Raw genomic sequence first — 13492 nt, forward strand, 5'->3', positions numbered from 1 at the left:
AAAATACTTAATAAGTATTTCTGGAAGTAATAAATTGGCTATGGCTAATAATGAATCTGATGGCATTAAAAATTTTTATTCAAAGGTCTTGCTTTTTTAGATGCTCCACAACTTTTGAGATTGACCCAAAAGAACACAACTTGACTTAAAACCTAAGCTCATTCTCTGGTTTTTCTTTTTTTGCAGACTTAAAATATAAAAAAATTGTACTTTTCGGTTTCAGTTGTAATTCATGAAACAGGCTATTGTTTTTCTATTTATTTTAACGCTCTCATCATGCGAGTACTTCAATGTAAAAAAAACATCTTCAGAAGCTATTTTAGATGAAGAGTTGAAGACTTTTAATTGGAATGATGTGGATGAATATCCTAGTTTTTCTAATTGCGATACATCCAACTCAAAGGATGAACGCAAATTGTGTTTTCAAATTACATTAACCAATCATATCACCAATTTTCTAAAAAAAGAAGTCATTATTGTGTCTCAAGACATTAACGATACCCTTTTGTTAGATTTTCAAGTTTCTAGAGCAGGTCATTTATCTTTAATGAAGACCAGTATTGATTCTTTAACGGTACATGAAATTCCGAATATCGAAGCCTTGCTTAGTGAAAGTTTAAAGGATCTGCCTAAAATTTTTCCGGCTATTAAACGCGGCCAACAAGTTACTTCTCAATTTCAACTGCCTTTAATTATAAGCGTAAATTAGTTAGCGTTTAAACGTTCGTCCTTTCCAACTGTAGTTTGAAAAAATCGCTAATGAAGCCACATAAACACTAAAAAAAGGATAAATAACACATCCTAAAATATAACTTTTTAAAGCGTGAACTTGGTTGAAAAAGTGAGCCGTTTTAAAAATTATATAAAAGTCGATGCTACATTTTATTATTAAAAGATAAAGGGCTGTTTTAAAAGGAAACAAACTAAAAATACTCAGAATTAATGCAGTAACAATCCAAAAATTCATAAGGAAAACTAGGACGCCTGCAAGTTTTCCGAAGACGTTTTTATAAGCCGTCGTTTTAGCTGCCCAACGCACGCGTTGTGACATAAGTTGCTTCCAACTGGGCTCGGCGTTTGTTTTAACAATGGCTTGGTCGCTTTTTAAATAGTGAACTTTTTCGGGATGGTTTTTTATTACTTTTTCCAAGAAAAAAAGGTCGTCGCCACTAGCGATATTGGTGTTGCCTTCAAAACCAGACAATTCAAGAAAGAGGTCTTTTTTATAAGCAAAATTGGCACCGTTACATAAAAATGGTTTTTTAATGCCAAATCCGCCAATGGTAGCGCCTTGTAAACTTAGGATATCCAACCACTGAAAACGATTTAAAAAGTTAGTTTCTAAATGGTAGGTTACGGGTGCTGCAATACAAAACGTTTGGTTTTGTTGAATAAAGGCATCGAAAGTATTTAACCAATATTTAGGCAATATACAATCGGCATCAGTGGTGATAATCCAATCGTTTTTTGCTTCTTTTATGGCCGTTGTTAGGGCGTCTTTTTTAGGCGAATTCGAGCTTCTTTGGTTTTGAATGATGCGGATTTTGGTATTCGAATTTTGATGCCATGATGAAATGATTTCAACGGAATGATCATCAGATTCATCATTAACTAAAATAATTTCAAAAAGTGATTTCGGGTAATTTAAATTTTCAATAGATTTTAATAAGTTCGGAATGTTTTCTGCTTCATTCCGAAAGGGGATAATCACAGAAAAAACTGTTTTTACGGGGATGTCTCGTAATTTAAAAGTTTCAATTTTATCGAAGCCATATACAAAACTTCCAATTAAAAACAGATACGTAAGCGTTATGGTAATACCAATCAAAACCATGATTAAACGATGCTGTTTTTAGAATTAAAGCGGAGCACGTAATAACTACCTAAAATGCTTGGTAGTACAAAATTTAGCAACCACATGAGGGTAATTATCGATAAAATAATAAGCTCGTTTACACCAGTTAACGCAAATAAATACACCGCAATACTGCCTTTTACAAGCACATCTAAAATAAATATAGATGGTATTATGGATGCTAACAAATACATTGAGGTTATTAGCGGTATGGCTTCAAAATAAGTCATGTTAATTTTATAAAGCTTCAGAAGAACATAAAATTGAAATGAAAATATAATGTAGCGTAACCCTGAAAAACCAAAAGCAGTCCAGAGGTTTGCTTTAGGGAATGTGCTTAAAAAATGTTTAATTTTTTCAAACGAAAACCCTTTAAAACTAAATTTACTTTTAAAAACTGTTACTACTATAAGGATTATTAATAGAACAAGGGTAGCCAAGTAAATTGAAAGTTTGTAAATATTAAAATCATTATTGTAGCGTTGTAATACGTAGAAAAGTCCAAAAAGACCTAAAATAATAGTGACTAACAATTGTAAAAGGTTACTAATTAGGTTTATTAAAACGATTTTTTTACGAAAATCAGATCTATAAAACAGAGCTTTTGCACCATATTCGCCAATTCTATTTGGTGTAAATAAAGAAGCGGTTAAGGCGCCTAAAGTTTGTTCGGAGGCTTGTTTTAAGCTTATGTTTTTGAAGGGGTTTATTAAGGTTTTCCACTTCAAAATCTCAAAAAACCAGTTGGAAATCGATAAAACTAGTAGAAAACTAACTGTTTTGTATGAAAAAATGTTATTTTCAGACAAAATAATTAAGAAGTCAGGGAAATCTAACGTAATATTGTTAGCTAATTTCTGGTATATAAAGTAAAAAGCAGCGCCTACTATGCTTAATTTAAGAAGCAAAAATAAGAAGTGTTTAGTTTTATATGGTAGGGTCTGTGCTTTGATGGTGCAAATTAAATCAATAATACGGAATGATTAGTTATTTTAAAAGTTTTAAGCGTTTATGGGTGGCAATCGTCCTAATTTTTAGCAGTGCTTTGTCTCAATCTCAAGGTGATCCTAAAACGTTTAAATTACAGTTTGCTACGGGTATTAATAGTCCCAGTAATGGTGGTTTTGTTGAGGATTTTAAAGCGAAACCTATTAACTTTCCAACCATTAACTTGGGCTTACAATATATGTTTTCTCACCAATACGGGGCCAAATTAGATTTTGGATATAACCGTTTTTCAAATAAAAAAGATACTCCAGAATTTGCCACTAATTATACACGAATCAATGCGCAATTGGTTTATGATGCTTCTAGTTTTGCGAGTTTAGGAGATAGAATGGGGACTTTTTTTCATGCAGGCCCAGGTATCTCTATGATAACGCCTTTAGGGAATTACGGCGCGAATAAAACAAATTTCATGAATGCCATGGCTGGCGTAGAATTTCATTACGGTATTAACGATGCTTTAACCATTTATATGGACGGTTCTTATATCTTTGGCTTCGGAAAAAGCTTTAACCCAATAACAGAAGGTTATGGTGCTTTTAACGGCAATTTGCTAACCGTAACAATTGGAGCGTCCATTTCGCTTTCTGGCTGTTATTATTGTGACTAATTCATGCAGGAAAAAATAATTTTAGGAATTGATCCAGGAACTACCATTATGGGGTTCGGACTCATAAAAGTGGTGGGTAAAAACATGCACTTTTTACAAATGAATGAGTTGGATTTGAAAAAATATAGCGATCACTACCTGAAACTGAAACTTATTTTTGAACGAACCGTCGAACTTATTGATACTTACAATCCCGACGAAATTGCCATTGAAGCCCCTTTTTTTGGTAAAAACGTACAAAGTATGCTAAAACTTGGTCGTGCTCAAGGTGTGGCTATGGCTGCAGGTTTAAGTCGAGAAATACCCATTACTGAATATTTGCCAAAAAAAATAAAAATGGCCATTACAGGAAATGGAAGCGCCAGCAAAGAGCAGGTTGCAAAAATGCTTCAAAGTTTATTGGGCTTAAAAACCTTGCCTAAAAATCTCGATTCTACCGATGGTTTGGCGGCTGCGGTTTGTCATTTTTACAATTCAGGAAAAGTAAGTGTAGGGAAAAGTTATTCGGGCTGGGATGCTTTTGTAAAGCAGAATCCTAACAAAATAGGTTAATCTCTAAAAATAATGGCTGGTATTTATATCCACATTCCGTTTTGCAAACAGGCCTGTTTCTATTGCGACTTTCATTTTTCAACCTCTTTAAAAAAAAAGAATGAACTTATTCAGGCTTTAATTGAAGAGTTGATGCTTCGGAAGGATGAATTACAAACCGAAACCATTGACACTATTTATTTTGGAGGCGGAACACCAAGTTTGTTGTCAAGTAAAGAATTGAATGATTTAATTGAAGCCGTGTATGCAAACTATAAAGTTTCTGATAATCCTGAAATTTCTTTAGAGGCTAATCCCGACGATTTAACAAGTTCCAAAATAAAAGAATTAGCAAATTCGCCCATTAACCGACTCAGTATTGGCATTCAATCCTTTTTTGAAGACGATTTAAAAAGTATGAATCGCGCCCATAATGCTAATGAAGCTAAAGCTTGTTTAGAAGAAGCTACACGTTACTTCGATAATATTACCATCGATTTAATTTACGGTATTCCTAATATGAGTATAGAAAAATGGCAGGCGAATTTAGAGCAAGCTTTTAGTTTTGGCGTGCAGCATATTTCAAGCTATGCCTTAACTATTGAACCCAAAACAGCCTTAGATACCTTTGTAAAAAAGGGCGTTTATCCACCTATTGATGAAGATTTAGCTTTACAGCATTTTAATCACTTAATTAAAAGCACTGTCGAAGCTGGCTTTGTACACTACGAAATTTCAAATTTTGGAAAACCCAACTATTTTTCAAAACACAATATGAGTTATTGGCAAGGGAAATCGTATTTGGGTATAGGGCCTTCGGCGCATTCTTTTAAAGGGAAACAGCGTAGTTGGAATGTTTCAAATAATAGTAAATACATTCAGAGCATTCAAAATAAAATCTTGCCAAACACTTCCGAAGTACTTTCAAAAGAAGATCAATTTAACGAATACATAATGACGGGGTTACGAACCATTTGGGGTGTTTCTTTAGAACGTATTCAAGCAGAATTTGGAGGAGATGTTCTTCAGCATTTAAAAACAGCTTCAAAACCATTTATTGATCAAGAGTTATTGGTTGTTTTATCCGAAGTAAATGAAAATCATACTCAAATCAATAAACTAGTCGCCACTCAAAAAGGAAAGTTTTTAATTGACGGGATTGCTTCCGAACTATTTATGATTTGATTATATTTGGGTATGATCGCTACAATTCAATACAAATCAAGAAATCGTCAAATCGATTTAACCCAGCCAATCGATATTTCTATCCCGCTTCGTGCGTCTAAAAACAATGTGAATGCTTGGTATGTTGATCCGCCAACAATTGCTCCTGTAAAAGACGGCGAATTTATGATTGCGGTAAAACACGGGGCTTGCATAAATTTTAATACCGTAAACTTTAATCCGCATGCCCACGGCACGCATACCGAATGTGTGGGGCATATTACCGAAGATGTACATTCTATAAACACCCATTTAAAGCAGTTTTTCTTTTTGGCTGAAGTTATTACAGTGGCACCAGAACGATTAAATGGCGACTCGGTGATTTCTAAAAAACAAATTCAGTTTGCCTTAGGGAACAAAAAACGCGATGCTGTGGTTATTAGAACCATACCCAATACTACCGAAAAACTCTCGGCGCAATATTCTAATACAAATCCTACCTATATGTTAGAGGAGGCCGCACTATATTTAAAGGAAAAAGGTATAAAGCATCTATTGGTTGATTTACCAAGTTTAGATAAAGAAAAGGACGAATGTATGCTTTTGGCTCATAATGCGTTCTGGAATACTAGCGGAAAGTTGCGTTTTGATGCCACCATAACCGAGTTTATTTATGTGCCAAATCACGTTGAAGACGGTACTTATTTTTTAAACTTACAAATTGCGCCATTTGAAAACGATGCTTCGCCAAGCAAACCTATTTTATATAAAATATTAGAATAATTTAAAGTGTCTTTTTCATTTTAACTTTTGAAAATACAAAGTAAAAATCATGGATATAGAGCAAATTAGAAGCTATTGTTTGAATAAAAAGGGTGTAACTGAAGATTTTCCTTTTGATGAACACACGCTTGTTTTTAAAGTTCTTGGGAAAATGTATGCCTTAATTTCTTTAAGCAAATGGGAAGCAGGTGAAGCTGCTATAAACTTAAAAGCAGATCCCGATTATGCTTTAGAGCTTCGTGAAACTTATTCTAGCATCCGCCCGGGATATCATATGAGTAAAAAACATTGGAATACCCTTTATCTTCATGAAGGCGAATTGCAAGCAGAACTTGTAAAAGCTCTCATCGATCATTCTTACGAGATGGTAGTAAAAGGCATGACTAAAAAAATGCAAGCCGAATTGAAGCAATTATAGCAAAAGTTATTACTTTTTTTCCTATCTTTAACATGCACTATCCCAAGGAGTTATTAATAGCATAATCACCGCCCTAAAATCTTAAAGTCATATTTACCTAATATTTTAACTTTAAAATTTTAACAGATTATGAAAACAACTAACTCATTATTTACAGCATTTGCGGTTCTGCTAATGTTGTTCAGTTCCGTTTCCGTTTTAGCACAAATGAAGCCCATTCCGAAGTACATGACTTCAACAACTTTACATTGGAATTCAGATATTGATATGGAGGCTTGGAAAGCCGTAGAAAAGGAATATCTAGAAAAGGTTACCAAAAAGAATCAGTACATTTTAAGTTCCTCGTATTATTTTCATCAATTAGAACCAGATAATCACGTAGTTATCTTAGTAAATGTGTACGATTCTTGGGAAGCTATTGAAAAAGCTGCAGAACGCAATACCGAATTAGAAAAAGAAGGCTGGTCCAACGAAAAGCACCTTAAAGATTTTAAGAAAAAAAAGCGTTCGTTTTTTGAGCGCAATCATTCCGATGAAATTTATTCTGTTTTACCCTTTACAAAGCCCTTAGAATCTGCCTCTAAAAACATGGTTTGTTATGTACGAACCAATCATATGGTGTTTCCTGAAGACGGCGATCTTAAGGAAGTTAAAGAATTGCTTGATGAAAATGTAGACAAATTGGTTAATCAAACCAATCTTATTAAAGGGTATTATACCTACCGCCACGCTTGGGGAGCCGATGGCAGTGAAATGAAAGAGGCTTTCTTTTTAGATTCAATGGACGATTTAGAAAAAATGCAACAAGGCTATGACGATTTGTTTAACAAAGCATGGCCTCAAGGGCATTTACGTAAAAAGCATATGGCTTTAAAGGATAAGTATTTCTCTAAAACGCGCGAAGATGCGATTTATGAGTTTATTGCTGAACTCTCCAAATATTAACAATTTTCTATTTTTAAAAAGTGACCTAAACCGTGAGTTTTTACAGTTTAGGTCACTTTTTTTGTTTCATAATGAAAGTTGTAAAAGGTTTTAATTAACTGTATTTTTGCAACATAAAATTTCACACCCATGAGCGTTTTACAAACACTAAAAGAGCGAAGCAATAATACTTGCGAATTATGTTCGGCAACCAACGATTTATCGCAGTACACCATTCCGCCGTCTTTAAATGAAAATGTTGCAAACGATATTTTGGTTTGTAAAACCTGTTTAGATCAAATTGAAGAAAATACCGAAATGGATGTAAACCACTGGCGTTGTTTAAACGACAGTATGTGGAGCGAGCATGTCGCAGTTCAAATTATGGCTTGGCGTATGTTACAGCGTTTGCGTAACGAAGGCTGGCCAAAAGATTTGCTAGACATGATGTTTTTAGACGATGAAGCTCTGGCTTTAGCACGGGCCACTGGCGAACATGAAGATGCCGCTAATAAAATTATTCATCGCGATGTAAATGGTGTAATTCTAGATAATGGCGATGCTGTTGTACTTATAAAAGACTTAAAAGTGAAAGGTTCTAGTATGGTGGCCAAACAAGGTACAGCTGTTAGAAATATTCGCTTGGATAGAGAAAATGATAAATATATTGAAGGCAAAGTAGGGGCGCAACAAATAGTTATCATCACAGATTATGTGAAGAAACTATAATTTTTTAAGTTGAAGTATCTGCAATAATTTTCCATTCGCCGTTTATTTTTTTGAAAACTAACATGAAAATACCATCGGCGTTTCCTAAATCTCGCTTTATATGATATTCGCCTAAAACAAAATACGCACCATCGCTTATTTTAGAAACATCATTTATTTTGAAGCTTAATTTCCCTGTATGTTTTTCGGTAGGATAAGCTTTTAAGTAGCGGTCTAAAGTCGCTTCCCAACCTTTGGTAATTCCATTTGGCCCATAAAATTTAAGCGCATCATTTTTCCAGTAGCCTTCCATGTAGCCCTCAATATCATTATCAGACCATGCAAGGCGTTGTTTTTTTAAAACTTTATGAATTGCTTTAATATCGGCTTCTTCATCAGACTGTGCGAATCCGGAAACAGAAGTGAGTATGCAAAGTAGAAGAATTAATTTTTTCATAAGATGAATTAAATGGTGCTTAAAACAGAATTAGTAGAAGTAAATGTAATAAAAACTTGTAATTAATTGGTTGTTCGTCGATAAAATTGAACCCTTCTAGTCGTTTAACAGAAGTTCAAATCTGTTAGTCGAATAAATAATAGACAAGATGGTTTTGTTTTCTATTTTTACCTCCCAATCGGGTGATTGGCTTCCTTATATTGATTGATAGTTTAACCATTTAAAAACATTTACTATGGATTTGAAAATTACCAACTGTAACAATTTTTTTAAAGTTAAAGGCAACTTAAACAAAAGTAACGTTAACATTTTTATGAATGAGTTTAACAACATTTTTGAAACTGTAAGCGATCTTACAATCAGTATCATGGATATTGAAAGTATGGATAAGCACGGTGTAGAGGCCATATCAAAATTACACAACGAAGCTTTAGTTAAAAACAAACGATTTTCTATTGTTGGATACGGTTGTAAAGAGCTTTACGATCATTTTAAAACTGAAGTAGCTGCTTAAATTAGTTTACTTTTAGTTTTAAACTTCTTAGAAAAACCACATGAAGCATTGTTAATTACAAGTTTTATGTGGTTTTTTTGTGCAATATTTTAGCAACAAGTTTAATAAAACAAACGTGCTTCTTGTATTCGCTCGAAGCCCGTAAAATTAAACCTATTCTTGTTAAACAGAGGGACAAGAAATTCTACATCTAATGTAGAAAGAAAATAAAAGGAACTGCCATTGAAAACATGGCATCTTGACTGTTTTCTTTTGTTTGAAATATATCAATCTTTTTTAGATCGAATACTTTCAATAATAACGGTTGCTAAAATTAGCGAACCTCCAATGAAGGTGTTTAGTGCGGGTCTTTCATTTAGGAAAATGAATGCGATTATAATTCCGAAAACGGGTTGGCTACTGCCTATAATACTTGCTGTGCTTACCGAAAAATGTTTTAAACTAGAAATAAATAAGGAATGTCCAATGGCAGTGGTAACCAAACCTAGTATAATAAGGTAGGGGAGCTGCGAGGGCATATTACTGCTGTCTAGAAAAAATAGAGTTGGTAATAAAATAACACTCGCAATAAAGGTTTGCTGCATCATTAGTACGGAACCTTCATATTTATGAACATGTCTTTTTAAAATAAGATTTCTTAAAGCATAACAAAAAGCAGATAACACACCAAAAAGAATGCCTTTTAAGTGGGTGTTTTCAAAACTAAAATCAGGAGCTAAAATATAAATGCCTAGTAAAACAATAAAGGCTAAAATAATATGAACGGGGTTAAGTTTTGTTTTAGTGAAAAAAGGTTCTAATAAAGCCGTGATAACTGGAAATGTAAACATAGACAGCATGCCTAGAGCTACGTTAGAAAGCTTTAAAGCATAAAAATAAGTTAGCCAATGTGCTGTTAAAAGCACGCCTCCAAGAATTATAGTTGGAAGGTCTTCTTTTGATTTTAATTTTATGTTTAGCTTTTTATACTTACAAAAAAGAAATAGAAAGATCGCTCCTAACACACCACGACTCCAAATAATTAAAGGGGTTGGTAAATCTATAAATCTCCCTAAGGATCCCGATGTACTTATTAATATGGTAGCTAGGGTGAGTAGTAAAAGTTGCTTGTTGTGTAGGTTTTTCATGGGAGCAGCTAATCTGTGTTAGCGATAGTAGTGGTTAGCTTTTGGCGAGCGGCCGCTTCGAGCCAAAACTAGTAACGGATAGCGCGACCACCTTTTACTCCTTAAAAGTAAAAGGTGGTAACACCCTAATTACTGTGTTCAATTAATTTTATTATTTTGATAGTTCGGTGAAATGTTTATAAAATAAAGGAATGGTTTCGATGCCTTTTAGGTAATTCCAAACGCCAAAATGTTCGTTTGGGGAATGAATGGCATCGCTGTCTAAACCAAAGCCCATTAAAATGGTTTTGCTTTTTAACTCTTTTTCAAAAAGGGATACAATAGGGATGCTGCCGCCGCTACGTTGTGGTAACGGGGTTTTGCCAAAAGTATGTTGGTAGGCTTTGCTTGCTGCTTGGTAACCAATACTGTCTATTGGAGTAACGTAACCTTGTCCGCCGTGATGTGGTGTCACTTTTACTTTCACGCCTTTTGGTGCGATGTTTTCGAAATGTGTTTTAAACAGTTTGGTGATGTTTTCCCAGTCTTGATTTGGTACTAAACGCATCGATATTTTAGCATAAGCTTTGCTAGCGATAACGGTTTTAGCGCCTTCGCCGGTATAACCTCCCCAAATGCCGTTAACATCTAAAGTTGGTCTAATGGAATTTCTTTCGTTGGTGCTGTATCCCGATTCGCCATACACGGCATCGATATCCAAGGCTTTTTTATAGTTTTCTAAGCTGAATGGTGCTTTTGCCATTTCGGCGCGTTCTGCTTCGGAAAGTTCTTCAACTTGATCATAAAAACCAGGAATGGTAATATGATTATTTTCGTCGTGAAGCGAAGCAATCATTTTACTTAAAATATTGATGGGGTTTGCTACGGCACCGCCATATAAACCAGAGTGTAAATCGCGATTAGGTCCTGTAACTTCAACTTCAACATAGCTTAAACCACGTAAGCCTGTTGTTATTGATGGTACATCGTTGGCAATCATGCCTGTATCGGAAATTAAAATCACATCGTTTTTAAGTTTTTCGTGATTGTTTTTCACGAAAGTGCCCAGGTTTACACTGCCTACTTCCTCTTCGCCTTCAATCATAAATTTTACATTACAAGGCAATTGGTTTGTGCTGGACATAAATTCCATAGCTTTTACGTGCATGTACATTTGGCCTTTGTCATCGCAAGCACCACGGGCAAAAATGGCGCCTTCGGGATGCTTTTCGGTGTTTTTAATTACGGGTTCAAACGGTGGTGAATGCCATAAATTTATTGGGTCTGGCGGTTGCACATCGTAATGTCCGTAAACTAATATAGTTGGAAGCTTTTTGTTGATAATTTTTTCGCCATACACAATGGGGTAGCCATCGGTTTGACAGATTTCAACCTTGTCGCAACCTGCTTTTTCTAAACGGGTTTTAACGGCATCGGCTGTTTTTAAAACATCGGTTTTGTATGCTGAATCGGCACTAATAGAAGGGATTTTAAGCAGCTCGATAAGTTCGTCTAAAAATCGATCTTTATGCTGACTAATGTATTGTGTAAGCTTTTCCATAGAAGTCATTGTTGTGTGTTTACAAATTTACAACTAATGTGCTGCATAAAAAAGAGTGTCGTGCAGGGAAAGGCTTTAAAATGTTATAAGTTTTGTAGCATATTTATGAAACTTTTGTTATGCTGATGGTGTAGAAATTCCATATCTAAAAGGAGTAGGGTTTGCTTTTTAGAAATGGAAATTTTAATGCTTTTAATTTCTTTGAACATTTTTAAAAAAAAGTAAAAAATATTAAAACTAATTTTTATATTTGCAGTCCTTTAGCGGGCGTGGTGGAATTGGTAGACACGCTAGACTTAGGATCTAGTGCCGCGAGGTGTGGGAGTTCGAGTCTCCCCGCCCGCACTAATAAAGGAAAAGCCAACTTAATTTTTTAAGTTGGCTTTTTTATTTGGTGAAATATTTGTGGATTTATTTGATTTTCAATTTAGTCCTAAACATAGCTTGCCATGGATCAAGAGCAAAAGTTGTGGGATTTTAGAATTAAGCAAAAATAGTCGTTAATCTATAAAGGAAAAACTCTACGTTCCTCACACCTCTAAATTGCGATCTAAAAGCTTTAATTTTAGCATTGAAAGATTCTGCTGAAGCGTTGGTACTTCTATTATCAAAATAGTTTAGAATGTTTTGATAGTGAATAGACATGGTTCTGGATATAGTATTAAAGCTTTTAAAGGCTGCTTGTCTAACTTTTTCATCCCATTTAGCTAATCGTGTTAGTGCGGAAGTTTTATCCTGAGTATTGTTAAAAATCCAAGATAAGTTCTGGCATAGTTTATATGCTTTTTCTATATCAGGATAGTGTTTAAATAGTATTACTGATCTTTTAGCTTGGTTTTCAGTCCACTTGTTGCTTGGCTTATAGAGTAAATACCTTCCTCTTGCCAGTAGTTGTTTTAATGTATCTCCGTTTGGAAGTATTTCAGGTATGTATTTTAAAGATTTACTTCTAGCGTCTTCTATGGCATCATTTTCTGCGTCAATGGCTTCCCATCTGTGTTTGATTCTTATTTCTTGCAAAGCGTCCAATGCTAATTTCTGCACATGAAAACGGTCTATCACTAAGGAGGCATTGGGGAATGATTTTTTAACAATAAGCCCCATATTTCCTGCCATATCTAGAGTCACTTCTTTAACTTTATTTCTTTGTTTTAAAGGAATTTTATGAAGTATTTTTATCACTGTTTCAGCTTTAGTTCCTTTAACCATAGCTACTATAGCGCCTTTCTTTCCTTTGGCATCTTTATTGGTTAAGATGGTGTAGAGTTCGCCATTGCAAAAAGCGGTTTCGTCAAGCGACAGGTAGCTTCCTAGATTCTCAGGGTACAATAGCCAATCTTTTGCATGGGCTTTTTGATCCCACGATTTAAAATCACTTAGGTAATCTTTGTACTGGCGTTGCAATTTCTTGCCGTTAACACCGTAGAAAAACCCAATGGTGTGGCAATCGGTAGCTTTAGTGTTGACTAATTTCTTTTAAAAAATCAGCAAACTCGGCGGTCATCCGTGTTCCCTGTGCTACTAAATTCCAATCTCTATGAACCACTTCATTAGTTTGCTTATTCAGCCATCTGCGGCGTTTTATATGAAGGTAAACATTTTTACCTCGTATAGGGAAGTCTTGAACGGTAGCCTCAGGAAAGAAGCCTTTAGAATGAAGTTTAGTTTCATTAAATTCTTCGGGAATCGTGTTTAGTTCTGTAAAATAAAAATGTAGTGCTTCTCCTTTAATTTCGTACTTGTCCAAATCAAAATACTTAATAAGTATTTCTGGAAGTAATAAATTGGCTATGGCTAATAATGAATCTGATGACATTAAAAATTTTTATTCAAAGGTCTTGCTTTTTTAGATGCTC

Annotated in this window: 16 protein-coding genes and 1 tRNA gene; 10 read left to right on the plus strand and 7 right to left on the minus strand. The window is 34.6% G+C overall.

Features of this window, described 5'->3' with window-relative positions:
* Window positions 1-232: 232 nt before the first annotated feature.
* Window positions 233-709, plus strand: a complete 477-nt coding sequence (locus H6X70_RS05170) for a hypothetical protein (RefSeq protein WP_194766609.1) — start codon at window positions 233-235, stop codon at window positions 707-709.
* Here the strand turns inward: H6X70_RS05170 and H6X70_RS05175 are convergent, their stop codons facing one another.
* Both H6X70_RS05175 and H6X70_RS05180 read right to left on the minus strand, forming a co-directional pair.
* Window positions 710-1834 carry a glycosyltransferase gene (locus H6X70_RS05175; protein WP_194766610.1) on the minus strand — a complete coding sequence of 375 codons (1125 nt, stop codon included), beginning with the start codon at window positions 1832-1834 and terminating at the stop codon, window positions 710-712. It lies immediately after the preceding gene.
* A gap of 2 nt (window positions 1835-1836) precedes the next feature.
* Window positions 1837-2763, minus strand: a complete 927-nt coding sequence (locus H6X70_RS05180; protein WP_228530276.1) for a lysylphosphatidylglycerol synthase domain-containing protein — start codon at window positions 2761-2763, stop codon at window positions 1837-1839.
* A gap of 71 nt (window positions 2764-2834) precedes the next feature.
* On the opposite strand from H6X70_RS05180, the gene H6X70_RS05185 reads away from it, so the two are divergent.
* The 7 genes from H6X70_RS05185 (at window position 2835) to H6X70_RS05215 (ending at window position 8019) form a co-directional block, all read left to right on the plus strand.
* Window positions 2835-3470, plus strand: coding sequence for a cell envelope biogenesis protein OmpA (locus tag H6X70_RS05185; RefSeq protein ID WP_194766611.1), 636 nt, complete (start codon window positions 2835-2837; stop codon window positions 3468-3470).
* 3 nt (window positions 3471-3473) lie between these two features.
* Window positions 3474-4022, plus strand: a complete 549-nt coding sequence (gene ruvC / locus H6X70_RS05190; protein WP_194766612.1) for a crossover junction endodeoxyribonuclease RuvC — start codon at window positions 3474-3476, stop codon at window positions 4020-4022.
* Between the two features lie 12 nt (window positions 4023-4034).
* Window positions 4035-5186 (plus strand): radical SAM family heme chaperone HemW, encoded by a 1152-nt coding sequence (gene hemW, locus H6X70_RS05195; RefSeq protein ID WP_194766613.1) that lies wholly within the window; start codon window positions 4035-4037, stop codon window positions 5184-5186.
* 12 nt (window positions 5187-5198) lie between these two features.
* On the plus strand, window positions 5199-5948 hold the full coding sequence (locus H6X70_RS05200) for a cyclase family protein (RefSeq protein WP_194766614.1): 750 nt from the start codon (window positions 5199-5201) through the stop codon (window positions 5946-5948).
* A gap of 49 nt (window positions 5949-5997) precedes the next feature.
* Window positions 5998-6366, plus strand: coding sequence for an MmcQ/YjbR family DNA-binding protein (locus tag H6X70_RS05205; RefSeq protein WP_194766615.1), 369 nt, complete (start codon window positions 5998-6000; stop codon window positions 6364-6366).
* Window positions 6367-6495: 129 nt separating this feature from the next.
* Window positions 6496-7311, plus strand: coding sequence for a hypothetical protein (locus H6X70_RS05210; RefSeq protein WP_194766616.1), 816 nt, complete (start codon window positions 6496-6498; stop codon window positions 7309-7311).
* Window positions 7312-7440: 129 nt separating this feature from the next.
* Entirely contained in the window at window positions 7441-8019 is a 579-nt protein-coding gene (locus H6X70_RS05215) for a PhnA domain-containing protein (RefSeq protein WP_194766617.1), read from the plus strand.
* 4 nt (window positions 8020-8023) lie between these two features.
* Here H6X70_RS05215 and H6X70_RS05220 read toward each other — a convergent pair whose 3' ends face one another.
* The gene (locus H6X70_RS05220) at window positions 8024-8455 is read right to left on the minus strand and encodes a YybH family protein (RefSeq protein WP_194766618.1); all 432 of its coding nucleotides are present in this window, start codon (window positions 8453-8455) and stop codon (window positions 8024-8026) included.
* 235 nt (window positions 8456-8690) lie between these two features.
* Between H6X70_RS05220 and H6X70_RS05225 the strand changes: the two genes are divergently transcribed.
* Window positions 8691-8969, plus strand: a complete 279-nt coding sequence (locus H6X70_RS05225; protein ID WP_194766619.1) for a hypothetical protein — start codon at window positions 8691-8693, stop codon at window positions 8967-8969.
* Window positions 8970-9235: 266 nt separating this feature from the next.
* Here the strand turns inward: H6X70_RS05225 and H6X70_RS05230 are convergent, their stop codons facing one another.
* A complete protein-coding gene (locus H6X70_RS05230; protein WP_194766620.1) occupies window positions 9236-10096 on the minus strand; it encodes a DMT family transporter in 861 nt (286 codons plus the stop codon).
* Between the two features lie 151 nt (window positions 10097-10247).
* On the minus strand, window positions 10248-11636 hold the full coding sequence (locus H6X70_RS05235) for a dipeptidase (RefSeq protein WP_194766621.1): 1389 nt from the start codon (window positions 11634-11636) through the stop codon (window positions 10248-10250).
* A 263-nt stretch (window positions 11637-11899) separates the two neighbouring features.
* Here H6X70_RS05235 and H6X70_RS05240 point away from each other — a divergent pair.
* Window positions 11900-11981 (plus strand) — tRNA-Leu (locus tag H6X70_RS05240).
* A gap of 138 nt (window positions 11982-12119) precedes the next feature.
* On the opposite strand, the gene H6X70_RS05245 is transcribed toward H6X70_RS05240, so the two are convergent.
* Both H6X70_RS05245 and H6X70_RS05250 read right to left on the minus strand, forming a co-directional pair.
* The gene (locus tag H6X70_RS05245) at window positions 12120-13040 is read right to left on the minus strand and encodes a transposase (protein ID WP_228530277.1); all 921 of its coding nucleotides are present in this window, start codon (window positions 13038-13040) and stop codon (window positions 12120-12122) included.
* 52 nt (window positions 13041-13092) lie between these two features.
* Window positions 13093-13452, minus strand: coding sequence for a transposase family protein (locus H6X70_RS05250; protein WP_194766622.1), 360 nt, complete (start codon window positions 13450-13452; stop codon window positions 13093-13095).
* Between the last annotated feature and the right edge of the window lie 40 nt (window positions 13453-13492).

Origin of the sequence: Tamlana sp. I1 (genome assembly GCF_015355625.1) — a bacterium.
In the GTDB taxonomy this organism is placed as follows: domain Bacteria; phylum Bacteroidota; class Bacteroidia; order Flavobacteriales; family Flavobacteriaceae; genus Pseudotamlana.

Coding starts and splice junctions, on each gene's coding strand:
- H6X70_RS05170 (WP_194766609.1), top strand. CDS start 233: ATGAAACAGGCTATTGTTTTTCTATTTATTTTAACGCTCTCATCATGC.
- H6X70_RS05175 (WP_194766610.1), bottom strand. CDS start 1,834: ATGGTTTTGATTGGTATTACCATAACGCTTACGTATCTGTTTTTAATT.
- H6X70_RS05185 (WP_194766611.1), top strand. CDS start 2,835: ATGATTAGTTATTTTAAAAGTTTTAAGCGTTTATGGGTGGCAATCGTC.
- ruvC (WP_194766612.1), top strand. CDS start 3,474: ATGCAGGAAAAAATAATTTTAGGAATTGATCCAGGAACTACCATTATG.
- hemW (WP_194766613.1), top strand. CDS start 4,035: ATGGCTGGTATTTATATCCACATTCCGTTTTGCAAACAGGCCTGTTTC.
- H6X70_RS05200 (WP_194766614.1), top strand. CDS start 5,199: ATGATCGCTACAATTCAATACAAATCAAGAAATCGTCAAATCGATTTA.
- H6X70_RS05205 (WP_194766615.1), top strand. CDS start 5,998: ATGGATATAGAGCAAATTAGAAGCTATTGTTTGAATAAAAAGGGTGTA.
- H6X70_RS05210 (WP_194766616.1), top strand. CDS start 6,496: ATGAAAACAACTAACTCATTATTTACAGCATTTGCGGTTCTGCTAATG.
- H6X70_RS05215 (WP_194766617.1), top strand. CDS start 7,441: ATGAGCGTTTTACAAACACTAAAAGAGCGAAGCAATAATACTTGCGAA.
- H6X70_RS05220 (WP_194766618.1), bottom strand. CDS start 8,455: ATGAAAAAATTAATTCTTCTACTTTGCATACTCACTTCTGTTTCCGGA.
- H6X70_RS05225 (WP_194766619.1), top strand. CDS start 8,691: ATGGATTTGAAAATTACCAACTGTAACAATTTTTTTAAAGTTAAAGGC.
- H6X70_RS05230 (WP_194766620.1), bottom strand. CDS start 10,096: ATGAAAAACCTACACAACAAGCAACTTTTACTACTCACCCTAGCTACC.
- H6X70_RS05235 (WP_194766621.1), bottom strand. CDS start 11,636: ATGGAAAAGCTTACACAATACATTAGTCAGCATAAAGATCGATTTTTA.
- H6X70_RS05250 (WP_194766622.1), bottom strand. CDS start 13,452: ATGTCATCAGATTCATTATTAGCCATAGCCAATTTATTACTTCCAGAA.